We start from the raw sequence: 24471 nt of genomic DNA, 5'->3' as shown, positions 1-24471 counted from the left end.
CCCCTGCGTTGCGAAGCAGGCAAGCGAATACTACGTCAATTCGTTGATGCGCTTAGCGAGCCGGGGTGACAGGCAACGACAAAATACAGGGGTCTCTCCACTGCGCCGCGCGATAGAGCCGCGCGGCTTCGGTTGAGATGACGTGGCTTAGTTTTTTAAAAAGCCATCAGAGATCAAGGCTTGGTAGCCGTCGGCGGTTGCTGCTTGTTGTCTCCGGGGGATTTGTTGTCGGTGATGTCCTGACCGTCGTAGATGACGCGGCTGGTGGCGTGGAACTGCTTGTAGTCGGTGTATTTGACTACGGTACGCAGGTGGACATCATCGCTTAAAGCACCCTGCTGAGCGTCGAAGTGCAGCGTGCCGTCGGCCTTGGTGTAGGTGGGGAACCAGTATTTTCCGTCAACCTGCTGATAGTAGGTGGTGTAGGGCGGGGAGAGGTCTTCGTGCCCCTTGCGTTTGTCGTCGGGCACGGACCTGCCGTTGACAAGGACGATCTGGAAGTCCTGTTGATCGACCCAGACCTTGCCCTGAAAGTAGCGCTTCCCTTTTTCGAGTACCTTGGGTTTGGCGTCGAAGACGTAGGTGTCGATCTCGTCGATGTGCTGGCGGCCGAGATAGGTAATGTCGTACTGGGGCAGGTCTTCGGTGGTGAGGACGAACGGGAGACGATGCTCGATGTCCTGAAAGTCGGCGGGGGACATCATGACCCGCTCGAGGGTGTTTTGCGGGGCGAAAACGACGTGCTCGTCGCGTTTGCCGCTGGAATCAAAGAGGATATCGGTGACCTGCATGTATTCGCCGTCAACCTTGTTGGTGTCTTCGGAGAGGGTGTCGACTTTGACGGTCTGGCGAAAGCTGTAGTTCTGGCGTGCGACGTTGAAGACGGACTCGCGGGCGGCGAACTTGGTGATGATCTGCTGTGGGGTCAGGTCTTTAGGCGGGGTGGAATCGAGCGGGCCGAAGCCTGCGGGCTCCTGCGCCATGGCTGCGCGGGGAGCAGCGACGGTGGCGAGGGTAAGGCAGGAGGCTGCTAAGAGCGATGCAGTCAAGAGGGCGGCTGGGGCGCGAAAGCGGGAAAACAGCTTCATTTTGCGAGGGCTCCAATAAAACAGGTGGGGCAACGGTACCTCCCCCTCCCCTATCTAAAGAATAGACGCTAAAAGTGAGGGTTGGTGATATTGGGCTGGCTGAGTAATATGTGGGCTCTTCATTGGGGGTGCATGATTGGCGTCCTGGGCCTGGCAGGCGCAGTGTCGTTGATGGCGCACGAACAGCGCCTTCATGCAAAAGAGCGCCAGCGCGACCGCAGGATTCGTGAAGAGTTTGAGGCTTATGCCGGACTCGATGCCGCGCTGCATGGAGAAGATTTAAGTGGACTGGCAAAGCGCGTGTGCAAGCTGGTATCCAAAAAGAGCGCGTTTCTGCGAGTTGCCATGCTGACCCAGGATAGCGGAGGAGAGTTGCAGGTGGCGGGCAGCGTGGGGGTCGACGAGATCACCCTTCAGGAGCTTCAGGTCTGTGGCGGACGCATGAGGGAGGCGACGCCGGACGAGGCAGGCACGCGCCTGGGCAAGAGAAGCTTTGCCATGGTGCTTGGAAAGAACTCTATTGAAGCAGGATGTGGACGTGCGATCCTGATTCCGCTGCAGACTTCTACCGGAGCGGTGAGGGGCGCTTTGGCAGTGTGTGCCGACGGTCTAATGAGCCTGCGGCGGCAGACGGTGGAAGAGACGATTTCACCGCTGGAAGCGCTGGCAGTGAAGCTGGGGCGCGCCATCGAAAGCGCCGAGATGGTGGAACAACTACAACAGGCGGAGAAGATGGCCGGCTTCGGGATGCTCGCGAACGGGGTGGCGCATGAGCTGAGCTCTCCACTTACGGCAGTGCTGGAGTTTGCAGAGCAGATTGCCGAGACGGCGAAGGAGAGCCGGGTACAGGCGAACGCAAAGACGATTGTGAACGAAGCCTTGCGAATGCAGCAGACGGTGCAGGAGCTTGTGAACTTCGGACAGTCCCGGACGCGCATCGATGAGCCGGTGGAGCTTGTTGGATTGTTGCGGGAACTGGCCGCCGAGTGCGAGGAGAAGCTGGAGAGCCGCGGAGTTCTGCTGGTGGTGGATGCGGAGGACGATGTGCGGGCGGTGCGGGGGGATGGAGATGCGTTGCGGCAGGTATTGGAGCATTTGCTGAATAACTCCGCGCAGGCCATCGATTCGATCGGGGACGAGGCGGAACGGGAGCGGGAGATACGCGTTTCGGTGAGCCATGACGCGAACTCGGTGCAGATGATTGTGAGCGATACCGGGCCGGGCTTCGAGGAGCCGGGGCGAGTGTTCGATCCGTTGGGGCCGGGCGTGGGGATGGGGCTTGGAATCTGCTATGGGATCGTGCATGAGCATGGCGGGGAGATCAGCGCGTTCAACCTGCATCCGTATGGGGCGGCGGTGATGGTGGAGCTGCCTTTGGGAGCGGTCTCCGCGCAGAATTTTTCCGGAGCCACGCGTGAGGTCGCTTAGAGCAAATTCAGAAACACCGGGGCTCTTGCTGATCCTGACACGGCAAGATGCGGGGTTGTTGTAGTGTCTGGCAAGATACTTTTTGAGGCTTGAGAGAGGGTTACGGGAGTAGACTGACGCGATGAAGATGCTTGCAGGGTTGATTCTGGGAACGGTTTTGGGTGGGGTGGCGTTGGGACAGAGTACCGGGGTGGCTTCGAACGAGGCCACAGTGACGGATTTGGCAGCGGCTTTGAGCGAACGTCCAATGACGTTTGCCGATCTGCAGCGGATGAAGCGAATCGACGATCCGCAGGTCTCGCCGAGCGGCAAATGGGTGATGTTCGCGGCAACCGATGTCGATCTGGCGGCGAATACCAAGGTGAGCCATCTTTGGGTGGTGCCGCTGAAGGGCGGACACGTTACGGCTTCGCCCTCTTCAGAGAAGCAGGTGACCTTCTGGAAAGAGGGGGAGACCGAGGGACGCTTTTCGCGGGACGGCAAACAGGTGGCGTTTGTGGCGACGGACGGCACGACCGGGCACTCGCAGATCTTCGTGGCTTCGTGGGACGAGGCGACGGGGACGCTGGGAACGCCGAAGCGGTTGACCAATGTGAGTACAGAGGCTGACGGGCCAGTGTGGTCGCCGGACTCGCAACGAATTTTGTTTGTGTCGCGGGTCTATCCGGAGTGCAGCGATGAGGAGTCCTGGCTGGAAGAAGATGCCTGCGACAAGCGCAAGGACGATGCGGCGGCAGCGAGCCCGGTGAAGGCGACGATCTTTACGCATCTGTTGTATCGGCACTGGGACCATTACATCGGCGATAAGCGCAGCCATGTGCTGGTGGTGAGTGTGACGGACGGCAATACGGTGCGCGATCTGACGCCGCGGCGGGAGATCGGCGATGCCGAGGCTCCGGTGTTTTCGCTGGGCGGCCCGGTGGACTATGCGTGGGCTCCTGACTCGAAGGAGATTGCGTATGTGACGAACCTTGACCCGGTTCCGGCGACGAGCACGAACAACGATGTGATCACGCTGCGGCTGGACGATCCCGACGCGCGAGCGGTGAAGATTTCGACCTCGCCGGGCAGCGATGACGCTCCTGCCTATTCGCCGGACGGAAAGTACATCGCGTTCCGGTCGCAGGCGCGGGCGGGATTCGAGAGCGACCGCTTTCGGCTGATGCTGTTCGACCGGCAGAGCAAGGCGATTACAGAGATGCTGCCGAAGCTCGACAACTGGGTGGACGAGTTCACCTGGGCTCCGAACTCGAAGACGATCTACTTTGCCAGCGGCGAGATGGGCGAGGAGAACATCTTGTCGACGCAGGTGGGGCTTCCCGAGGCGACGGCAGTGGCGAACAAGGCGGAGTATGGCGGACTGCAGATCTCGCCGAATGGGAGGGCGCTTATCGCGATGGTGCAGACGGTGCGGCATCCTGCAGAGGTTGCCTCGATTGCCCTGAACGCTGCGGGTGGCGGGGGCGCTCCGGTAGTACGGCTGACACACCTCAACGATGCGTTGCTGCGCCAACTCGATCTGCCAAAGATGGAGAGCTTCATCTTCCCCGGTGCGGGAAATACGTCGGTGCAGGGATTCATTATTCGGCCACCGAACTTCGACGCCGCGAAGAAGTATCCGCTGAAGTTCCTGATGCATGGCGGACCGCAGACGGCATGGGGCGATGCGTGGAGCTATCGCTGGAATGCGGAGCTTTTCGCAGCGGACGGGTACGTCGTTGTGATGATCAATCGGCGCGGCTCAACCGGCTATGGGCAGAAGTTTGTCGACGAGGTGAGCGGCGACTGGGGCGGGAAGGCCTATGTCGATCTGATGAAAGGATTGGACTATGCGGAGAAACAGTATCCCTTTATCGACAAGACGCGGGAGTGCGCGCTGGGCGCGAGCTATGGCGGATACATGGCCGACTGGGTGCTAACGCACACTGACCGCTTCAAGTGCATCGTGACCCATGACGGCATGTACAACCCGCAGAGTGCGTATGGAACGACTGAGGAGCTTTGGTTCAACGAGTGGGAGTTCAAGCGGCCGGGAACGACCGGGCCGGGGCAACCGTGGAAGTATGCTGCGGGGCCGGTGGCGGAAGACCCGTTCAGGAAATGGTCGCCGATGCTGTCGATCGAGAATGCGAAGACGCCTACGCTGATCATTCATTCGCAGAAGGACTATCGGCTGGACGTGTCGGAGGGGTTCCAACTGTTCACGGCATTGCAACAGCTTCATGTGCCGAGCAAGATGCTCTACTTTCCCGATGAGGGACACTGGGTGCTGAAGCCGCAGAACTCAGAGCTTTGGTATAAGACCGTGAATGACTGGTGCGATCAGTGGACGCATAGCGGGACCTATTCAGTTGCGAACACGCTGTAGCTCAAGGCAACCATGAGGCACAGCAACCGCTGCTCATTCGCTCTCGCTTAGGGCTGGAGGACGGCTTAAGGCAGCGTTGCAGACAACAGCAAAAGCCACTCCTCTATGAGAAGAGGCGTCGGCGCATTCCGACTGCGGCGAGCAGGCCTGTGCTAAGGAGCAGAATGCTGTCCGGTTCTGGGGCCTGCGAGCTGAGATCGATGGCCAGATAGTTTTCCTCAAACGCACCATCGGACCAGGCAAAGTCACCGGCGGAGTTCAAGACCAGCGCGTCGACGGAGCCACTTTGCAGAAAGTCGGCAGGGTCAGGACCGGTATACAATCCTTTGCTGACATCCAGGTAATAGCCGCCAAACACTTCATGTCCATTGTTGCAGGATGCCCGGCCAAGGACCGACATCCCTGCGGATAAGACCGGGGAACACGGCGTTCCATTGTCGTAGGTCAAGCCTGGATCTGTAGTCGAGGGGGATCCTGCTACGCCGTTGTAGACGCTGTAGTAGCCATCGAAGATATCGAGGAGAACGACTGCCCCTGAGGCGTCAATTCCTTGGATATGCTGGCCATTGTCACCGCCGAGATCGAAGATTTCATAGGTATCGGCGTATGCGGTTGAAGAAAGAACCAGTAGAACAACTGCGATGGCGATACTTGCGGACCACTTGAAGATTTGCATAGTTTTTCCTCGAACAAACAAGAGTCTGCGGGAAGCGCCATGGGGAGGAGTGGAGCAACGGCTATGATGTTGCAAAACAGCGTAAGTCTAATCGAGAAATTTGTCTATAGGAATAGAAATGCATAGTCGTGATGCATGATGGTGAAGAGGACTAAAGATGGCGTTTGCGAGACCGAAGAAGCGTGAACCGGTGGGTGAGGCTGGTCTGTTTGAGTATGCTGTGGGCGTGCTGGCGCGCAGGATGCGGACGGTGCGCGATCTGAGGCGCTTGATGAAGAACCGCGCTGAGGAGGGTGAGGCTGGGGAGCGGGCGATGGATGCCGTGGTCGTTCGGCTGACGGAGCTGAAGTATCTGAGCGATACGCGGTTTGCCGCCGACTACACGCGGCTGCGCAAGGAGAACGAGAAGCACGGGCGGCGGCGGGTGCAGCAGGACCTGATGCAGAAGGGCGTTCACAAAGAACTGGTCGCGGCTACCCTGGCGAAGGCGTATGACGATGTGGATGAGGTGGCTCTGGCTCGGGCGTATGTTGCGCGGAAGAGGATGAAGCAGCCGAGCGGGCCGGACGCGCAGAAGCAGACGGCGCGGGTGATGGGAAGGCTGATGCGGGCGGGGTTTTCTTCCTCGTCCATCTTCAAGGTGCTGCGGGAGTGGGACGTGCCGGAAGATTCGCTCGCGGGGCTTGAGGAGAATAGCGCCGACGAGTACGCGGAGCGGCATGAGCCAGCGGCAGATTCAGATGCGTATGCCCGGCAGAACGATGACAACGATGACGATAATTGAGCGCATCGTTGCCGTGGATTGGAGCGGCAGGGTGGATGCAGCCGGGCAGCGGCGGCATATCTGGGCCGGGGTATCGACGCGTGGAGTAGTGACGCTGGAGGCAGGGCGCACGCGCGAGGAGTTGATGGAGTGGCTAGTGGAGATGGCGCGGGAGACTCCACGAATGGTGGTGGGGATCGATTGCTGCTTCAGCTTTCCGGCATGGTTTCTCAAGGAGCATGGGTGCGCTACGGTCTTCGACTTTTGGCAGCATGTTGCGTCGGGGCATGGCGAGCGTTGGCTGGCTCGGGAGTGCGAGGATGTGGAGCGCGATGAGCGGTTCTGGGGGAAACCGCATAAACGGCCAGCGCAGTTTTGCGGCGAGGGGCTGCACCGGTCGATGCGGTGGACGGATATGGATAACAAGTTCGCTCCGCAACTGATGGCGAGGGACCCGGAACGGGCGGCGAAGGTGAAGGGGATTACACCGAAGTCTCCATTTCAGATTGGCGGCTCGGGCAGCGTAGGTACGGGGTCGCTGCGGGCGATGCCATTTCTGTTGAAGCTGCGAGAGGCGGGGTTTCGGGTTTGGCCGGATGAGAGCGCAGCTCTTGGCGCGAAGAAGCCGCAACCGCTGCTGGTGGAGATGTATACGCGGCTGCTGACGGGCGCGGTGGCAAAGAGTAATCCTGTGGCGCGAAAGGCTTACCTGGCAGCGAAGAAAAAGACCGATGAGGCTTATGTGAAGTTGCCGCGTGGGGTTATGGCGAAGGCGCTGGGTAGTGAGGATGCGTTCGATGCTCTGGTGTGCGCGATGGAGATGGTGCGCTGGCAGGATGAGTTTGTGCGGTTGAAGGCTACAAAGGATGCGGTATTGAAGCTAGAGGGGATTACGTGGCGGCCTGGGGTGCAGGAGAAATGAGACTGCATGCATTGCTGCGATGGGTACCGTGGGTAATGGTGGGAATGCGAGCCCTTTTTGGTCCGTTGATTCTTATTGGGACTGAACATGGCTGGCTAGGGGGAATCGTGATAGTTGCATTGCTATCGGATATCTACGATGGCATCCTGGCTCGCCGATGGGGAGTTGAGACAGCTTCTTTACGCGTCTCCGATTCGATCGCTGACACTATCTTCTATTTGGGTGTGGTTGGAGCGTTGTTAATGCGTGAACCAGGGGTGATATGGGGTAACTTGAGGCTCTTTGCCGCGTTGTTCAGCTTAGAAGTATTCCGATGCCTGTTTGACTTCTGGAAGTATCGAAAAACAGCTAGCTACCACTCCTACCTGGCAAAATGCTGGGGATTGGTGATTGTAGTGGCCGTAGTTGCGGTGTTGAGCTTCGATAAGCAGCCTACTTTGATTGTGGTGGCGTTGGTATTAGGAATCGTAGTGAATCTCGAGGGACTAGCGATGTCTCTGATTTTGCCTAGATGGAAGAATGATGTGAAGACTCTGGGACAGGCGTGGGCTTTGCGAAAGATCATGCTGGCTGAATAGAGGCGGCTCGCACTGATAAACTTTTAGCCATATGGAATATCGTTCGGGAAGCCAGATTCGGGAAGACTTTTTGCGGTTTTTTGAGACCAAGAGGCACCGCCGCGTGCACTCTTCTTCGCTGGTGCCGGCGAACGATCCTACGCTGCTGTTTACCAATGCGGGGATGAATCAGTTTAAGGACGTCTTCCTGGGCGCGGAGAAGCGCGAGTACTCGCGGGCGGCAAGCTCGCAGAAGTGCGTGCGCGCGGGCGGCAAGCACAACGATCTGGAGAACGTCGGCTTCACGCGACGGCACCATACCTTCTTCGAGATGCTGGGCAACTTCAGCTTTGGCGACTACTTCAAGAAGGACGCCATCGCCTATGCGTGGGAGCTGCTGACGTCGCCCGAGTGGTTTGGGATCGATGCGGCGAAGCTGTATGTGACGATCTTTGAAGGCGATGATGCGGTGCCGAGGGATGCGGAGGCTTATCAGTTCTGGCTGGATGTGGGCGTTCCGGCGGAGCGAATCTTTGAGATGGGCGCAGCGGATAACTTCTGGGCGATGGGCGATACCGGGCCGTGCGGGCCTTGCTCGGAGATCTATTACGACCTTGGCATCGCGGCTTCGGAAACGGGTGAGGACGTTCCGTTTCCCAGGGACGAGCAGCGGTATGTCGAGATCTGGAACCTGGTGTTCATGCAGTTCGACCGCTCGATGACGGCGAATGGACCGGTGCTGGCTCCGCTGCCGAAGCCCTCGATTGATACGGGGATGGGGTTGGAGCGGGTTTCGGCGGTGCTGCAGGGAGTGCTGTCGAACTTCGAGACGGACTTGTTTACTCCGCTGATTAAGCGGGCGGAGCAGTTGACCGGACATAAGGTTGAGGCGGATCACGAGGTCGATGATCGCTCGCGTGCCTCGCTGCGGATTATTGCCGACCATGCACGGGCAGCCACATTTTTGATCTCGGATGGAGTGCATCCTCAGAATGAAGGCCGTGGCTATGTGCTGCGGAAGATTCTGCGGCGTGGGATTCGGCATGGACGGCTGCTGGGGCAGGAGAAGCCGTTTATGCACGAGATGGTGTTTGCCGTGCGCGATGAGATGGGCGCGGCGTATCCGGAGCTGAAGGAGTCGGCTGAGCGGGTCGCGAAGGTCGTGCTGGCTGAGGAGCAGCAGTTTGCTCGAGTCTTGACTACTGGTTGGCGTGAGCTGGAAATGGCATTTGCTTTAGATGTTTCCTCAAAGAATTCATTATTCAAAGAGATTGAAAGGAATCCGCCAAACCAAGCAATTAAAGAATTCTTAGCCAAGCCCCACACAGAAACCGGCTCGGGAATGCGTAGACCTGCCGAAGTACTGCGCTTAGCCGGCAGCCCGCTAATATTGAATGGACGAGAAGCGTTCCGCCTCTATGAAACCTTCGGTCTACCACTCGATTTCCTAACTGAGGCAGCCAAGGATAGTAGTTTCGATTTTGATATGGAAGGTTTTGAGGTTGCGAAGGCGGAAGAACAGCAACGCGCGCGTGCTTCGTGGAAGGGTGGCTCGCAGAAGTCGGCGGCTCCGGTCTATCGCGAGTTGGCGAAGACTGAGTTTGAAGGCTACTCGACGTTGCGGGTGGATGGGACTCGGGTGCTTGCGCTGGTGAAGGATGGCGTGGGCGTGCCGGAGTTGAAGGCGGGGGAGCAGGGCGACGTGGTGCTCGATGCGACAAGCTTCTATGCGGACTCGGGCGGGCAGGTGGGCGATGTGGGTTGGCTCTATTCGGACGATCACAATACGGTGGTTGCCGACGTCAGCGGAGCAACCAAGCCGGTGCAGGGAGTGTTCGCGCATAGGGTGGTGGCGCGGCAGACACTTGCTGTCGGCGATGTAGTGGATGCCGTCGTCGATGCCGAGAACCGCCGGGCTACGGAGCGCAATCATACCGGGACGCATCTACTACACGCGGCGCTGCGCGAGGTTCTGGGCAAGCATGTGAAGCAGGCGGGGTCGCTGGTGAACGCTTCGCGTTTGCGGTTTGATTTTTCGCACTTCACCGGCGTGGCCGACGAGGAGTTGCAGCAGATTGAGGACATCGTGAACTGGCAGGTCCTCGGGAATGCTTCCGTGCAGACGCTGGTGGATGTGCCCATCGATGTTGCCGTAAATGAGCTGGGCGCGATGGCCTTGTTTGGCGAGAAGTATGGCGATCGCGTGCGCGTCGTCAAGATCGGAGACTTCTCGACTGAGCTTTGCGGCGGAACGCATACGGGAGCGACAGGTGAGATTGGTCTGATCAAGCTGATTGGCGAGGGTTCGGTCTCGTCGGGCGTGCGCCGTGTGGAGGCTGTGAGCGGAACGGGAGCTTTGGCAGAATTTCGCCGTGGCTTCGATGTGGCCAGGGTCGTGGGACAGATGGTGGGTTCGACGGATGGCGCGCCCGCAGACGCGCTGCGCCATAGGATCTCCACGCAGGAAGAAGAGATGAAAAAGTTGCGGCGCGAGCTGGACCAAGTTCGCATGAAGTCGGCTTCGGCTTCCGTCTCGGATGCTGCTTCTTCAGCGGTAGAGGTGAAGGGTGTCAAGGTGCTGGCGCAGCGAGTGGATTCGTTAGATAAAGGCCAGATGCGGACGCTGGTGGATAGCCTGCGTACCAAGCTCGGAAGCGGCGTTGTGGTTCTCGGCGCTGGCGCAGACGGCAAGGTTTCGTTGATCGTCGGCGTGACCAAGGACCTTACCTCGAAGGTGCAGGCGGGAAAGATCGTCGGATTGCTGGCAGGGATGGTTGGCGGGAAAGGCGGAGGGCGGCCCGATCTGGCAGAGGCCGGAGGCAGCGATGTCTCGGCATTGGATGGCGCCCTTGCAAAAGCTGCTTCGGTGGTTGAGGGATTGCTGTAGCCAATTGTTGCCAGCAGTAAACAAAGCAGAACGGCAACAGCTTTCGCTGTTGCCGTTCTTCTAGTTAGTATCCAGTCCGGTTTGAATCGTGGTTATGCAGAGATGGAGCGGAGATTGGACTGAGTCTCAACCGACTGTGCAGGCATCATCGCAGAGGCTCGCTTCATGATCTCAATTTCAGCAGGAGCAAAGAGCTCCGGCGCGATGCCGCCAACTGCGACATAACCCGGATCGTCGCCGAGGGCTTGAGATATCTGATTCCAGCGAAGGAATGGCGATGTAGTGGGCAGCACGATGAGGCGACGCTTGGGCTCTGGAAAGGCAAAATACACCGCCCAGATGCAAAGTGCGGCGCACATTGCAAGCTCACTGATCATGTTCACTGAAGAATACATATTCGTCGAAAAATGGGAGAGCCAAGCTGCCCGAACCAGATCCGTTGTGGCCAAGATGCCTAGCCCTAAACTAATTCCAAAGATGCGGCTGCGATATGACAGCCCCATCGGACGAATGGCAAAGCATACGAAGAGAAGCAGGCAGAGAGTAAGGATGCTCGATGTCTGCTGAATCTGCGTAACTAATGCGATAACAAAATCCAATCCTGAATGATGTGGCGCAATGGCAATCCCGATAGACACTGCTACGGATATTGCGGCTACCCACCGAAATATCAACATGCCCAACGTTTGAAGTCCCTTAAGCGGGGCCATGGATAACTTGAAGATACTGTAGACAACTAGGAGCGAGAGAACCGCTTCCAGTGCATAGGATCCCCAGTAAACATAAAAATAAAGACGATAGGCAAGATGCACTTCAATTACATTGAGGTGAATTAACCCCATGCCCATCACGTAAGATCCGAGCCTTACGCCCAGCAGCGCGATAAGGTATCCGAAACTACGAGAAGCTTTACTTCGCAGCAGGAAGAAGAGAGCTGCTGCGCAGAGCACCGGTTCGAGATAAGTGAAAAACGATATTAGCCACGCTTGGTTCATCTTGCTGTCCCCATGAGACTGATAAAAGCCTAGCCTATTCCAAGGGGGCACACAACATCTAATTGCCGAGCAATGCATTATTTTGCACGGTTCAGACAAGATAAACGTGACGAACTAAATTACCAGCCGCCACGCAGATTGCAAGCATTGGGAGAGTTCAGGGGGCAGGTGGGCGTCGGCAGGGCACTGACCTTCGCGATGACGATGGTCTTGGAGGAGGCGGAGGAGGTCTGGGTGGTGGCAGCGGCACCGGTGAGGGCGAGGACGACGACGAAAGCGCGGACGATGTTTTTCATGACTGAGTACCCCAAAAGTTGTATTTCTCTACTGTCGATTTTGGTGGACAGATTCGATAGACTGAGAGTAGGATCGTTTTGGGAGTAAGTCCAATAGAATCAATTACATAACACAGTATGAAACTGCAAAAGTGACTGACGTAACTATCAGTTTTTGCCATGCGCAAAGGTATGCAGTTTTAACTTGCATAAAGTGGAAAATTAGTTCTTCTATTGGCCTTAACTAGAAGTTATTACCCAAATCGGGAACCCTAGACGGATCAGAGCCAGCGGCGAGTTTGCGTCCTGTCCAACCAGTTATATTCGCTTTTATTTCTCTTTTTAGAGCGGGGAGCCTGGGCAGGGGGAAATACAGCGGACCAGCTCACAGAACAAAGCTGCGGCTGGTCCCTATAAGAGATCTGCCGGCTTTTGCCACGCGCGCCGCAGCCGTCAAGCGAAGATGCTGCGAGAGAAGATGGATTTTAAGGGGTGTTTAGAAAAAGATAACCCCCGACTTTGATCACCTCTACCAGAGGATCAAAGCCGGGGGTATCTTTACTTATGCCTGGATCGAAGAGGGCTCTGCAGAGGTCGCCGGGGCTGGCGTGGGCTTCTTTACGGGTGCGGGTTCCGCCTTCTTCGAAGGGGCGATGATGGCATGAAGCGTGGTTCCTTCCATGCGGGGCATGAATTCGACCAGGCCAGCGTCGCCAATGTCGAGGATGAGGCGGTTAATGATCTTGTAACCGAGGTCGCGGTGGGCCATCTGGCGGCCCTTGAAGCGGAGTGACGCCTTGACCTTGTCGCCTTCGCCGAGGAAGCGGACTGCCTGATTTTTCTTGGTCTGGTAGTCGTGCTCGTCGACGGTGACGGAGAACTTGACCTCTTTAATGACGATGATCTTCTGCTTCTTGCGGGCGGCGCGGTCGCTCTTGTCCTTCTCGTAGAGGAACTTGCCGTAGTCCTGGATCTTGCAGACGGGGGGAACGGCGTTAGGGGAGATCTCTACGAGGTCGAGAGAGCGTTCGCGGGCCATCTTGAGGGCTTCAAAGGGAGCCATGACGCCGAGTTGTTCGCCGTTCTCGTCGATGACGCGGATTTCGCGTGCGCGGATACGTTCGTTGGTGCGGATGAAAGACTTGGCGGAACGTTTATCAATCGGTGGAATAAGTCGCCTCCACAGCGTGCTTTGCGGCCCGCTATGCGTTTGTATAGGGTTAGGCGCACCTTAGGTATTAAAGGTTGCGTCGCAACGTGAAGTATAGCACTTCTGTTGCCACGGTTCGGCCGTATCCCCAGACGGGTCGCGCTGGCTTGCTTTGAGGGCAAAATAACGGATACTGTGTGTATGCTCCGATGTTGAAAGGAAACCGATGAAACGTCGCATTTTGCTGGTCGATGATGAAGTTGCTGTGCTGCTGACTTTGAAGGCGGTGCTGGAGATCAGCGGATTTGAAGTGGATACGGCGGCTTCGGCGAAGGAAGGCCGATCGAAGCTGCATACGCATGAGTACCAGATGGTCATTACAGACATGCGGATGGAGAGCGAGGCTTCCGGATTAGAGGTCATCAAAGCAGCGCGGGAGGCGGTATATCAGCCAGCCGTGGCGCTGCTGACGGCGTTTCCGGCAGCAGACGAAGACTGGCAGGAGATGGGCGCGGACAAGATGCTGGTAAAGCCAATGCATACGCGCGTTCTTCTGGAACAGCTTGAAAAACTGCTGATTTCGCACGAAGCCAAGCTGTCCAAAGAGACAAATGGACGGAAGGCTGCGGCGAAGAAGGCTCCGGCAAAAAGTGCTGCCAAAGTGGCTGCGAAGAAAGCTCCCGTGAAGAAAGCTGTAGTTGCCAGGAAGCTCCCGGCAAAGAAGGCTCCAGCCAAAAAAGTGGCTGCGAAGAAGACTTCCGCAAAGAAAGCGGCCAAGAAGGTCTCGAAGAAAAACTAAGCCCTAGCTGGGGCTGTGGGTTTTGATGTAATTGCGCAGGGCGATGTTGAGGTCGAGCGCCTTCTGGACGCCGCCGTCCAACATGCGCAGCCAGTCGGAGGCGGGCTCCTTCATCTCGGTGGTGCTGAGCAGGTAGCTTGTCTGCACGATGATCTCAAGAGCGTTGCTCAGGTCGTGGGCGAGCTTACGCATCTCAACGGCGAGATCTTCGGGGATCTGGGCCGCGCTGCTGTCATCCTGGGAGTGCGGGTCGGGCCGCGAGCTTTGATCGGTCATGATTAAGAGTCCTGCTTCGCCGTTTCGTAGGGTATCGCTTCGTAGGTAATGAGATGCCAGATAGCGGAATCGGTCTCTCACGCCCCCGTGGAATTGACAGCGGCGCTTACGTTTGTAAAACTGAATACTCGCGGTTTAGCAGTTCCGGTTCTGGCTGGAACGTTTACACCGGGCCGTAGTGGCGGAATTGGCAGACGCGCATGGTTCAGGTCCATGTACTCGCAAGGGTGTGGGGGTTCGAGTCCCCCCTTCGGCACCAAGGATATAAGAATGAGCACCTTTCGGGGTGCTCATTTTGTTGTGCTGGCGCTTTGGAGTTACGTCGATGAAGTCGAAGATAGTATGAGACGAGGTATTTTTCTTCTAAGATGAAGACACGGGATGTTCTACGCCTCATCCATGAGGATGGTTGGTATCAGACGGCACAGCGAGGAAGCCATCGTCAGTTCATGCATCCCGTGAAGCCGGGCAAGGTCACCATCGCAGGTCATCCCTCAGAAGAAATGGCTGAGGGAACATGCAAAAGCATTCTGAAGCAGGCAGGTTTACAAAAAATGAAAGATTACGCCGTTATCTTCGAGAAGACATCTACCGGCTGGAGCGCCTATGTCCCCGACCTGCCCGGCCTCGGCGTCGCTGGCCCAACGTACGAAGCTACCGAGGAACTGATCCGCGAAGGCATCGTCTTTCATATCGAAGGGCTCAAAGCCGATGGCGATCCCATCCCTGAACCGACCACCCGCGTTACAAGAATGCCCATCTCCGCTTAGAAATTAGATATGAACGAAACTATCCCCCAGCTAGCGACTTACGATGAGGCCGCGCTCGACCAGGCTTTTATGACCGTTGCCGAAGAGATCCGCAGTGGAGCCTCGTCTCTTGACACCCCCGCAGCGCAGGAGGCCTTCCGGCTGCATTGGCTGGGCAGGAAGCAAGGTCGGCTAAAACTCATCAGCGAGGCGTGGCTCAAGTCCGCTCCGGCGGAGGCTCGCAAGCCGCTGGGTATCCGGTTCAACCTGCTCAAACAAAAGATCGAGGTGGCGCTTGAGGTTCCGGCTACGACTGGTGCAGCGGCGGTGCGCGGAATTGACATTACCCTGCCGGGAACGGTCCGGCAGCCGGGGATCGCTCATCCGCTGTTGCAGACGATGGAGGAGGTTGTTCGTGTCTTCCATCATCTTGGCTACTCGACCAATCTTGGGCCGCAGGTGGAGAGCGATTTTTATAACTTCGAAGCGCTGAACTTTCCGCAGAACCATCCGGCACGCGATACGCAGGACACGCTTCAGATTGCGAACCAAGGCTCGAAGGCGAGCCGCGACCGTCTGTTGATGCGCACGCATACCTCGCCCGTGCAGATACGGACGATGGTGGCGCAGGCCCCGCCAATCCGCATCGTCATTCCGGGCAAGGTACACCGTAACGACGCCGCCGACGCGACGCACTCGCCGATCTTCCACCAGGTAGAGGGGCTTTGCGTGGATACGAACATCACCTTCTCCGACCTGAAGGGGACGCTCGATCATGCGATGAAGGCGCTCTTCGGCTCGAACGTCAAGACGCGGTTCTTTCCCAGCTTCTTCCCTTTCACGGAGCCATCGGCTGATGTGCAGATCTCGTGCATCTTCTGCGGAGGCAAGGGCTGCCGCAAGTGCAAGCACTCAGGCTGGATTGAGCTGCTGGGCTGCGGAATGGTCGACCCTGCTGTTTTTTCCGCGGTCACCGATGAGCGCCGCAAGCTCGGCCTCGACGACGATGCCTATAATCCTGACCGCATCACCGGCTTTGCCTTTGGCATGGGCGTTGAGCGGATCGCCATGATTCAACATGGCATCTCGGATATCGGGCAGTTTTATTCAGGCGATATGCGATTTCTCGAGCAGTTCGCATAAAGAAAAATAAGCCGAAACTCCTCTAGCGAACTCCCAGCACATCGCATTTTGCGTGCAATGCTAACTGGTGGGCCGTTCCGCCCAGATAGCGGCTGAATCCTCCCGGCTCGCGGCGAAGGCCGACGACCAGAAGCTCGGGCAATAGCCGATCGATCCCCTGAAGCAGAGCGTCGATCTCGTTTCCTTCAATCAGCTCGGAACGTAGGCTAATTCCATCCTGCTCTGCTGTGGCTCGGGCTTTGTTGTGCAGGTCCTCATAGAAGGCTCGCTTCTGATTCTTGAGCAGTAGCGGAACCTCGGGGGCGACGGCAGACACATAACTCATATAAGCGGGCTGGTTCTCGATGACAGTGATGAGATAGATCTCTCCGGCGACAAGTTTGGCCAGATCGAGTGCCGAACGAAAGGCGTGTTCCGCTTCCGGCGATTCGTCGAATGCAACTGCAATCTTCTTGAACATTGCATCTCTCCCCAGCTTGCAGACCTACTAGCTTGTTATGCTTCAGTCTTCGAGGCGGACGTTTTTTATACGCTACGAGTGCTTCTTCTTTGAAAGGCCGATGAAGCCGAAGAGCAGGTGCAGCACGGCCAGCACAAGCGCGCCCCAAAATGCCTCGCTGAAGGTGGTCACGGCAAAGCCTGGTACAAATTTGCTGGAGAACCAGAGAATCACCGCGTTGATGACCAGGAAGAAGATGCCGAAGGTGAGGATGCCCAGCGGCAGGGTAATGATCTTGAGAAAAAGTCCCAGTGTCGCGTTGAAGAGGCCGATGACGACGACCGCAATGAGTGCAGAGATAAGGCCGCTGATATGAAAGCCCTCGACGAAGTGCGAGACGAGCAGCAGAGCAACAGCATTTAATATCCAGTGCAGAAGCAGTCGGAGCATAATCGGGTTTCCTCTTTTCAGCCTTGGAGTTGAGTTCTCAACTCTCCGGTCGAGCCTGCAGACAGAAAAAGCATACCTTATCTTCTTTAAACGATGTGCGGTTTGATGAGTCGCGCTGACTTCTCAGAATGTCTAAACTTTAGGCAGCACATTACTCTGCGGAGGTTACCACTGTGGGCAAACAGTTTGAGCGGATCGAACCGCTCCACCGCGAGTTCATCGAAAAGCAGCGGATCTTCTTCAATGCCTCGGCTGCCGCCGAGGGCCATGTCAACGTCTCGCCACGGGATGGCGCGGCTTTTCGCGTGTTGACGGCCAATACGGTGGTCTATCTGGACCGCACCGGCAGCGGCAATGAGACTGCCGCCCACCTGCTCGCCGATGGCCGCCTGACACTGATGTTCTGCGCGTTTGAGGGGCCGCCGCTGATTCTTCGCCTCTATGGACGGGGACGCATTCTGCCGCAGCATGGCTCTGAATATGCTCACCTGCTTGCCTCGGAGTTTGGAGGCGTGGAACCGCCGGGGGCGCGGCAGATGGTCCACCTCGATGTCGATCTGGTGCAGACCTCATGCGGCTTTGGAGTGCCACTGTACGACTACGTGGGAGAGCGCGACCAGCTCATTCGCTGGGCCGAGGCCAAAGGGGAAAAGGGGCTGGAGGAATACCGGCACCTGAAAAATGAGCGCAGCATTGACGGGTTTCCGACCGGGCTGTTTGAGGAGACACCTTCCCGGTAGTCCGGATAGGGCAGGGACGGCTCAACATTTAGACTAGAGAGCGTCCACCATGAAGATTCTTACAAGCTGGCTCCGCGCTTACCTGCCCTCACTTTCCGTCTCTGACCGGCAATTGGCCGATGACTTGACGCTTCGCGGCATCGCCGTGGAAGGCGTACACGACCTTGGCGAAGGCAATGGCCACCTGTTCGAGATGGACATTACGACCAACCGCGTCGATGCGATGAATCACTACGGCATTGCGCGGGAGGCGGCGACGATCTATAACCTGCCGCTGACTTCGCTGGATGAGACGTTGCCTGCAACGGTGGCAGGAGCGAAGGCTTTTCCGGTACGGATTGAGGCGCCGGAGTTCTGCGGGCGGTTTACGGCGCGGGTGTTGCGCAATGTGACGATTGCTCCAAGTACGGGGCGCATTGCCGAATACTTTGGCCTGCTGGGGCAGAAGCAGATCTCGAATGCGGTGGACGCGAGCAACTTTGTACTGATGGGGATGGGGCATCCCACGCATGCTTTCGATCTGGACAAGATCGAAGGCGGCATCGTGGTGCGGCTGGCGCGCAAGGGCGAGAAGCTGCGGCTGCTGGATGGGACCGAGCGGACGCTCGAGACCGACGATCTGGTCGTGGCCGATGAGAAGAAGGCGCTGGCACTGGCAGGCGTGATGGGCGGCTGGGACTCCATGATTACGCACGAGACGAAGAATATTCTGGTGGAGGCGGCGTGGTTCGATCCGGCGAGTATTCGGCGCAGCTCGCGGCGGCATATGCTGCACACGGACGCCTCGCACCGCTTTGAGCGTGGCGCGGACTTCAACGCTGCTCCGGTGGCGAATGCGCTGGTCTCGCGGCTGATTCTCGAGAGCGGAGGCCAGGTCGAGGGCGGGCTGGTAGATGTAGTAATTCCGGCGGCTGCGGCGAAGACGGCTGATCGTGCGCCGATTGCGCTTTCGGTGAAGCAGGTGCAGCGGCATCTCGGAACGACGATTGCCCCTGAGGGAATCACGAAGGAGATTGTGGCACGGTATCTGGCGGCGTTGGGCTGTGAGCTGACGGCGACCTCTGAAGATGCGTTCGCGGCGAAGCTGCCAAGCTGGCGGCTCGATCTGGAGCGCGAGATCGACCTGATCGAAGAGGTGGCGCGGGTTTATGGCTATAACGGATTTGCCAATACGCTGCCGACTCCGGGCATTGTCATTGCTCATCCTGTGGCCGCCGCTGAGGCTGCGGTGAGCGAGCGGCTGTTGGCGCTGGGATTCAGCGAATCAATCTCGAGCACGTTTGCCTCGCGGGCAGATAGCGATTTATTTGGCGCACCAGGCAAGGGGACGGTCGCGATGGAAAATCCCTTGTCGGAGGAGGCAGCGCTGCTGCGGCCTTCGCTGGTGCCGGGGATGTTGACCATGCTGGCGCACAATCTAAACCGCGATGTGCCAACGGTGAGGTTGTTTGAGCAGGGCGCGATCTTTACTAGCGGAACAGATGAGGTCGTAGAGTCGGCTTCGCTTTCGCTGGGGCTGACGGGAGCGGTGGCGGCGACTTCGCTGCACGCAGCGGCGGATGCGCCGGTGTTTGAGCTGAAGGGCGTGATCGAGTCGCTGCTCTTGCTGTTTGCCGGTGGCGAGGTTGCTTTTACGGCCGATGCTCCGGTTTGGTTGCAGGCAGGACGGAGTGCCACAGCCCTATTGAATGGCGAACCCATCGCTCAGTTTGGTGAGTTGTCCGCTTCAGAGACAGCCCGGCGCAAGCTGCGACAGCCGGTTTATCTGGCGCAGATTGACCTCGACAAGCTGTATGCGATTCCCTTGCGCCAGGTAACGGCGCGTGAGATCTCGCGGTTTCAAGCGGTCGAGCGCGACTTTTCGTTCACCTTTCCTGACTCGATGCAGTGGCAGACGATTGCCGCAGCGATTCGCGCGCTGGGGATTCCTGAGTTGCAAAAACTCGCTCCGACCGAGATCTTTCGCGATGCGAAGGGTAAGTCAGTGCCACCGGATTACTACGCGATCCTGCTGAAGTGCGTGTTTCAGTCGAACGAGCGCACGCTGCGGGAGGACGAGTTGACGACGTGGTGGAGCGATATCATCGCAGCGCTGACCAAGCTGGGCGGGACGATTCGCGCTCCGGGGCTTTAGAGTCGAAGTATTTTCCATTGTCTGCTGCAAGTGTTTGCAGTGAAAGCGGCAGGCATCCACATAGATTCCACACAGGATTTCCCCAACAAAATCCACGCTGCTGCCGTCTATACTTTAAGAATATGAGTACATCTACTATCAGCGTCGATGAGTTTCAGGCGCTTGAGCAAAAAGTCCTTCGTGCCGTCGAGATCGTCAAGCGGGAGCGCGAGGCCCGCGCTGCTGCCGAAGCCCAGGTTGCATCCCTGAATGAACAGCTTGAATCCCAGCTCACTGCCCAGATTGCCGTCGAGTCGCAGCTCAACACGCTGACCAAGGAACGCGATACAGTGCGCCAGCGGGTCGAGAAGATGCTGCAACAGATGGACGAACTCCTCTAACTCAATTTGATGAACTCCTCTAACCGAATTTGACAAGGAGCAGCGATGGAGCAGACAGTCGAAGTCCCGGAACAGCAGGCCGAAAGCCAGTCCATCGCCGTCGAGATCTACGACCAGATCTATAACCTGCGTGGGACGGACCCGGCCTATATCGAGCAGCTCGCTCATATGGTCGATGCCAAGATGCGCGCGGTCTCGGCGCATGGCGGCACGGTCGATAGCCTGCGCGTCGCGGTGCTGGCAGCGCTGAACATCGCAGACGAGCTGTGCACCGCGCGGCAGCGCCAGGACGTACTCGCCGGAAGCCTGTCGCAGTCGCAGGTCTCGATGCGTTCGCGCGCGGGATCGCTGGCGGGGCTGCTGGACGAAGTTCTGGAAGAGCGCAAGGCCGGCTAGTTTCCTGCCCACTGCCTCGGCAAAAGAGGAGCCTGCGTGTATATCCCCAAGGCCAACGAAGAGAACCGGCTCGAAGTGCTGCACGATCTGATTGAGTCGCATCCGCTGGCATCGCTGGTCACGATGACTTCCTCCGGCCTCTTCGCGTCGCATCTTCCGATGGTGCTCGAACGCAAATTGGGGACGCACGGACTGTTGAAGGGGCATCTCTCCCGCGCAAACAAGCAGTGGCGCGACTTCCAGCCTGCGGTCGAGGCTTTGGCCATCTTCTCCGGCCCGGAGCATTACATCACTCCATCGTGGTACGCGGAGAAGGAAGAGACTGGCAAAGTTGTGCCGACGTGGAACTATGCCGTCGTCCATGTTTATGGACATCTAAAGGTGATTGAAGACCCTGCGTGGCTCCTCGAGCATCTCAACGCGCTAACTACGGTCCATGAATCTACATTCCCAACTCCATGGCAGGTCAGCGATGCGCCTGCTGACTATGTTGAGTCGTTGTTGAAAGGGATCGTCGGACTGGAGCTGCCCATCGAGCGCATCGAGGGCAAATGGAAGGCCAGCCAGAACCGGTCGGAACGCGACCGCGCTGGGATTATCGAGGGACTCGAGGAGCTGGAAACGCCTGAGAGCCTCGCGATGAAAGCTCTCGTGGCTACCAAGCAAAAATAAATTTATGTCATTTGAACCATAATTTGACCGGCCCCGCCAGCCCAATGGAAATCGACCCAGATCTCACCTTTGCTCGAGGAGTACATTGGCCTGTTCTCGTCAATCGAGATTTGGCGAAATTTCCGCAAATAACAATTCCGAACGTACTTCAGAGTAAAGTGCAGTACATTCTTGCCTGGTTATTTTCAGCCGACTGCTTATTTCATTGAGGGGCTGTCATCTGCTTTTAGGTCGCCAAGCGCGTATTGAATCCCAGCTCGAATGTGTTCCAGCATCGGCGTCATGGAGTACACCCGATCACTGTGGCCGTGCCCTTCGTAGAAAACTCGTCCCTTGCCCTCGCGGCGAATATAGCTCAAGGCATAATCGCCATCGGTTCGCGGATTCACTTCCTTTGCTTTATCTGCAGCGCTCATCTTGCCGTAGTCAATACTCGTCAATACATGGACGTTTTTCCGCGAGAACGAATCCTGCTCGAAGGTATATGTCTCGTCATGGATCTCGAACTCCTTGCCATGGAACATGGCTGTCAAAGGACTGTTCGGGTCATCGATCTTGACAGTAATCAGTTGCGGATCGGGCCAGTGAAATTTGAAGTAGCCGCCAATCAGCTTGTTGAACTCCGGCCATTGCTGTACAGGCTTCGATTCCAGGTGCAGACTACGCATGTCCGGTGGGGGTAACAATGAATTGAAATGCGCCACGAAATCGGCGCGGGTGATCTTACCCGTATTGCCGGTATCCAACTTCTGGAACCAATTATCGGCAAGTGCGGCCCACTCCTGCCGGCTGACGGTTTCGTCGTTATCCTTGTCGGCTGCTGTGACGAGTCGGGATGCTAAAACCAACGCCCCTAGATTCCGTCCGGGACTGTCATTCTTTGCAGCAGCCTCGCTTGCCAGGCAATCGGTGTGATACGAGTCTGTCGCCGCGTGTATCCCGGCAACGCCCTTTCCACCTCTCACGAAATCCAGGAATGCCGCTCGCCGCGCGGCCGTCACGGTGGGATTCGGATCGTCAAGAAAACACGCAGTGGTGCTGTCCAGGAAAATGGCGTCGTATTTCTTGAGATTATCGGTATTGATATCCGCAGCGTCGTAAGTGACGGTTGTGGTCCATAAACCGCCCTGGTTCCCCAGTGCTTCTACCGTCTTCGCAGCCAGCGGGATGGAGGCATGCACGAACCCTCCCGCGCCCGTATGGGCCAGCACCAGCACTCTGCGTTCGTGTATCGGCTTGCTACCAGGGATAGTCGGTAAAGCTGCCATCATGGCGTCCACAGCAGCTTGCGATACCGGGATCGGCGTCGAGTTACCGGCCGGATTGAAAGTGTTGGCTTGCCCGGGTTTCACGGCGGGCGGCGCCGGCAGCAACTTGCTGATTCCAGCCAAAATCTGAGACTGGGTGAGAGTTCCGCTCTTTGTGTTGTCCCAGGCTGTAAACCAGGAGCTGAAGCCAGACTCCAGTTCGGGCCGTGTCAGCGTTCCATCCTGATGGGTGTCGAGGGCAGCAAATAGCGCCTGAGCTGTTCGGCCACCGCTCGGTCCCTGCGCTCGTAAGCCCGTGATACCGAATGCGAGCAGCACAGCGCCAGTCGAGATACAAGTTGTTGCGATTAATCTATGTCTCATAAAATTCGTCGGAATGAGTCTATATCGAATGTGATCGTCGAGTCAGGTCAAAAATGCTTGGACGGTTTTGGCGATTAGGAGAAGATCTCCGTCCAACACGAGGCAGCAGGTATTTCGGTGAAGAACGACGAGTGATAAATCGCCAATGCGTGATTCGAGAAGAATCCATCCTTGGAAACGTGCATTGCTCTGTTATCGCCAAACGGAAGTGATGTCCGAACAGCCAACATTTCAGGCAGTTCGATCACGATTAGTTCTTGCTCAAAGCACATGCAGTGTCATCGTTAGAATTGATGGCGCCAAGTCAGTGCGCAGGTCTCTCGAAGCCGGGAAGAATACGCGATTTGACTTCAAGCTTGTGGTAGTTGCGATAGGTAGCCCGGAACGACCAGACGATCATGTGGAAGGATCCGGAGCCGCTGATGGCATGCAAGGTGATCGTGGAAGGCATCCAGAAGGTCTGGCCGTCGAGTTGGACAGGCGCATAGTCTATGGTGAGCTCCCGCTTACCTATAACGGGTGACCTGTATGAGTCTCCCTCGATGATGGTGTGATGCGGTGTGGTGAGTTCCAGGTGCGTGATCTGCATGGATGCAGGATCGATAAAGACTCGGCCCTTACTATCTTCCTGTAAAAGACAGTCGGCGGTGTTCTGGGGAGTGAGAACGGTGGCGAAGCGAACAATATAAGGGTCGGCCGGGTGGTTCTTCTTGGTCCCCTGCAATGTGTAGTTCATACAGGCTGTCTGGCTGGACGAGACGAGGGCGAGGCCTCCTTCGAACCATCCACGAAGCATGGTGGGGCCGTCCATATCCTGTGAAGTCGCTGGCTTGCCGTCAACGGTCTTGATCTCGCGTGACTCTACAAGAGTTGTTGTATGGTTGGGGCTGGGGGTGCGCTTGAGGCGGAAGACGGAGTCGATGACTGTATCCTCGTTCCGCGGGTCATGTTCGTTCCGTAGGTCATGTTTCACCTCCGAGATGACATGCTCATTGCAGAAGAAGCTCGGGACACCGGCGTCGTAGTGGTTCAGATTAGCTTCCAGCCGTTGCAGAATCTCTTCCAGCGTGGGCGCCTTCGGCTGCTGCGCACACAGCGCGGACGAAAGCCCAATCAATGCAACCAGCGAAATGGCCGTGGATAAAGCTTTAGAGGTCATGGCGAATCGCACATCTTGACGCACACCCATCATAGGCAATCAAGGTTCATGAATGGGATTGATTTGTATGAAAGTTTTTCGACAACTCACCGCGAAGAAGAGACGCAGCGGAATGCGCATCTATGCTACGCCGTGTTGTCAACTTGCTAATCCACGCCGCCGCGTTTAGCATCCAACCTAGAAACCGGCCTGCGAAGCAGGTGCGCGATCTACGCTGGTTGAACCAACATTCATTGAACAGGGGTCTTGACTCGTATACATGGCTCGGTGTGCAACGTCCGCCAGTCCGGAATGCCTAAAGAGCCACGGCAGGGTCCCGCCGTCTTAGGACGGGTTCACCAGCGCTTCGTCGCACGGCCCAGCGGGTCGGTCTTCTTTTAATTATTACTGGCAA

Annotated in this window: 24 protein-coding genes, 1 tRNA gene and 1 other RNA gene; 16 read left to right on the top strand and 10 right to left on the bottom strand. The window is 57.2% G+C overall.

Annotated elements, in window-relative coordinates; all coding sequences use genetic code 11:
- Positions 1-173 precede the first annotated feature (173 nt).
- Positions 174-1088, bottom strand: a complete 915-nt coding sequence (locus GSQ81_RS16410) for a hypothetical protein (RefSeq protein ID WP_158911724.1) — start codon at positions 1086-1088, stop codon at positions 174-176.
- A gap of 108 nt (positions 1089-1196) precedes the next feature.
- On the opposite strand from GSQ81_RS16410, the gene GSQ81_RS16405 reads away from it, so the two are divergent.
- Positions 1197-2516 (top strand): sensor histidine kinase, encoded by a 1320-nt coding sequence (locus GSQ81_RS16405; RefSeq protein WP_158911723.1) that lies wholly within the window; start codon positions 1197-1199, stop codon positions 2514-2516.
- A gap of 121 nt (positions 2517-2637) precedes the next feature.
- On the top strand, positions 2638-4884 hold the full coding sequence (locus GSQ81_RS16400) for a S9 family peptidase (protein WP_158911722.1): 2247 nt from the start codon (positions 2638-2640) through the stop codon (positions 4882-4884).
- A gap of 103 nt (positions 4885-4987) precedes the next feature.
- Here the strand turns inward: GSQ81_RS16400 and GSQ81_RS16395 are convergent, their stop codons facing one another.
- Entirely contained in the window at positions 4988-5560 is a 573-nt protein-coding gene (locus tag GSQ81_RS16395; protein WP_158911721.1) for a PEP-CTERM sorting domain-containing protein, read from the bottom strand.
- Between the two features lie 157 nt (positions 5561-5717).
- Here GSQ81_RS16395 and GSQ81_RS16390 point away from each other — a divergent pair, with 157 nt between their 5' ends.
- From GSQ81_RS16390 to alaS, 4 genes are read left to right on the top strand one after another with little or no spacing between them, the layout of a single operon-like run.
- Positions 5718-6344, top strand: coding sequence for a regulatory protein RecX (locus GSQ81_RS16390; RefSeq protein WP_158911720.1), 627 nt, complete (start codon positions 5718-5720; stop codon positions 6342-6344).
- Complete coding sequence (locus GSQ81_RS16385; protein WP_254060247.1) at positions 6280-7245, top strand: DUF429 domain-containing protein; 966 nt, start codon at positions 6280-6282, stop codon at positions 7243-7245. Before GSQ81_RS16390 ends, GSQ81_RS16385 begins: the two co-directional genes overlap by 65 nt.
- Complete coding sequence (locus GSQ81_RS16380; RefSeq protein ID WP_158911719.1) at positions 7242-7823, top strand: CDP-alcohol phosphatidyltransferase family protein; 582 nt, start codon at positions 7242-7244, stop codon at positions 7821-7823. Before GSQ81_RS16385 ends, GSQ81_RS16380 begins: the two co-directional genes overlap by 4 nt.
- A gap of 31 nt (positions 7824-7854) precedes the next feature.
- The gene (gene alaS, locus GSQ81_RS16375) at positions 7855-10689 is read left to right on the top strand and encodes an alanine--tRNA ligase (protein WP_158911718.1); all 2835 of its coding nucleotides are present in this window, start codon (positions 7855-7857) and stop codon (positions 10687-10689) included.
- A gap of 92 nt (positions 10690-10781) precedes the next feature.
- On the opposite strand, the gene GSQ81_RS16370 is transcribed toward alaS, so the two are convergent.
- The 3 genes from GSQ81_RS16370 to infC all read right to left on the bottom strand — a co-directional run bounded on the left by GSQ81_RS16370 (position 10782) and on the right by infC (position 13130).
- Entirely contained in the window at positions 10782-11684 is a 903-nt protein-coding gene (locus GSQ81_RS16370; RefSeq protein ID WP_158911717.1) for a hypothetical protein, read from the bottom strand.
- A gap of 119 nt (positions 11685-11803) precedes the next feature.
- The gene (locus GSQ81_RS19740) at positions 11804-11980 is read right to left on the bottom strand and encodes a hypothetical protein (RefSeq protein ID WP_174237974.1); all 177 of its coding nucleotides are present in this window, start codon (positions 11978-11980) and stop codon (positions 11804-11806) included.
- A gap of 541 nt (positions 11981-12521) precedes the next feature.
- The gene (gene infC, locus GSQ81_RS16365; protein ID WP_158912295.1) at positions 12522-13130 is read right to left on the bottom strand and encodes a translation initiation factor IF-3; all 609 of its coding nucleotides are present in this window, start codon (positions 13128-13130) and stop codon (positions 12522-12524) included.
- Between the two features lie 205 nt (positions 13131-13335).
- Between infC and GSQ81_RS16360 the strand changes: the two genes are divergently transcribed.
- On the top strand, positions 13336-13908 hold the full coding sequence (locus tag GSQ81_RS16360; RefSeq protein WP_158911716.1) for a response regulator: 573 nt from the start codon (positions 13336-13338) through the stop codon (positions 13906-13908).
- 3 nt (positions 13909-13911) lie between these two features.
- On the opposite strand, the gene GSQ81_RS16355 is transcribed toward GSQ81_RS16360, so the two are convergent.
- Positions 13912-14184, bottom strand: a complete 273-nt coding sequence (locus GSQ81_RS16355; protein ID WP_158911715.1) for a hypothetical protein — start codon at positions 14182-14184, stop codon at positions 13912-13914.
- A 172-nt stretch (positions 14185-14356) separates the two neighbouring features.
- Between GSQ81_RS16355 and GSQ81_RS16350 the strand changes: the two genes are divergently transcribed.
- The 3 genes from GSQ81_RS16350 (at position 14357) to pheS (ending at position 16076) form a co-directional block, all read left to right on the top strand.
- A tRNA-Leu gene (locus GSQ81_RS16350) sits at positions 14357-14443 on the top strand.
- A gap of 109 nt (positions 14444-14552) precedes the next feature.
- Positions 14553-14954: a type II toxin-antitoxin system HicA family toxin gene (locus tag GSQ81_RS20120; RefSeq protein ID WP_158911714.1), complete on the top strand. Its 402-nt coding sequence runs from the start codon at positions 14553-14555 to the stop codon at positions 14952-14954.
- A gap of 9 nt (positions 14955-14963) precedes the next feature.
- Positions 14964-16076, top strand: coding sequence for a phenylalanine--tRNA ligase subunit alpha (pheS, locus tag GSQ81_RS16340; RefSeq protein ID WP_158911713.1), 1113 nt, complete (start codon positions 14964-14966; stop codon positions 16074-16076).
- 22 nt (positions 16077-16098) lie between these two features.
- On the opposite strand, the gene GSQ81_RS16335 is transcribed toward pheS, so the two are convergent.
- Positions 16099-16536 carry a universal stress protein gene (locus tag GSQ81_RS16335; RefSeq protein ID WP_158911712.1) on the bottom strand — a complete coding sequence of 146 codons (438 nt, stop codon included), beginning with the start codon at positions 16534-16536 and terminating at the stop codon, positions 16099-16101.
- A 72-nt stretch (positions 16537-16608) separates the two neighbouring features.
- Entirely contained in the window at positions 16609-16965 is a 357-nt protein-coding gene (locus GSQ81_RS16330; RefSeq protein WP_158911711.1) for a phage holin family protein, read from the bottom strand.
- Between the two features lie 173 nt (positions 16966-17138).
- Between GSQ81_RS16330 and GSQ81_RS16325 the strand changes: the two genes are divergently transcribed.
- From GSQ81_RS16325 to GSQ81_RS16305, 5 genes are all read left to right on the top strand, one after another.
- Complete coding sequence (locus GSQ81_RS16325; RefSeq protein ID WP_158911710.1) at positions 17139-17705, top strand: pyridoxamine 5'-phosphate oxidase family protein; 567 nt, start codon at positions 17139-17141, stop codon at positions 17703-17705.
- Between the two features lie 49 nt (positions 17706-17754).
- A complete protein-coding gene (gene pheT, locus GSQ81_RS16320) occupies positions 17755-19839 on the top strand; it encodes a phenylalanine--tRNA ligase subunit beta (protein WP_158911709.1) in 2085 nt (694 codons plus the stop codon).
- 122 nt (positions 19840-19961) lie between these two features.
- Positions 19962-20219, top strand: a complete 258-nt coding sequence (locus GSQ81_RS16315; RefSeq protein WP_158911708.1) for a hypothetical protein — start codon at positions 19962-19964, stop codon at positions 20217-20219.
- A 45-nt stretch (positions 20220-20264) separates the two neighbouring features.
- Complete coding sequence (locus GSQ81_RS16310; RefSeq protein WP_158911707.1) at positions 20265-20615, top strand: cell division protein ZapA; 351 nt, start codon at positions 20265-20267, stop codon at positions 20613-20615.
- 36 nt (positions 20616-20651) lie between these two features.
- Complete coding sequence (locus tag GSQ81_RS16305) at positions 20652-21287, top strand: FMN-binding negative transcriptional regulator (RefSeq protein WP_158911706.1); 636 nt, start codon at positions 20652-20654, stop codon at positions 21285-21287.
- A 197-nt stretch (positions 21288-21484) separates the two neighbouring features.
- Here the strand turns inward: GSQ81_RS16305 and GSQ81_RS20115 are convergent, their stop codons facing one another.
- Both GSQ81_RS20115 and GSQ81_RS16290 read right to left on the bottom strand, forming a co-directional pair.
- Entirely contained in the window at positions 21485-22873 is a 1389-nt protein-coding gene (locus tag GSQ81_RS20115) for a ThuA domain-containing protein (RefSeq protein WP_254060246.1), read from the bottom strand.
- A 349-nt stretch (positions 22874-23222) separates the two neighbouring features.
- Positions 23223-24077, bottom strand: coding sequence for a hypothetical protein (locus tag GSQ81_RS16290; RefSeq protein WP_158911705.1), 855 nt, complete (start codon positions 24075-24077; stop codon positions 23223-23225).
- Between the two features lie 183 nt (positions 24078-24260).
- Between GSQ81_RS16290 and ssrS the strand changes: the two genes are divergently transcribed.
- Positions 24261-24449, top strand: a non-coding RNA gene (gene ssrS / locus GSQ81_RS16285) — 6S RNA.
- Positions 24450-24471: the final 22 nt, after the last annotated feature.

Source organism: Granulicella sp. L56 (assembly GCF_009765835.1).
Lineage (GTDB): Bacteria > Acidobacteriota > Terriglobia > Terriglobales > Acidobacteriaceae > Edaphobacter.
Note: the sequence above shows the minus strand (reverse complement) of the source record. Positions and strands in the feature narration are given on the sequence as shown.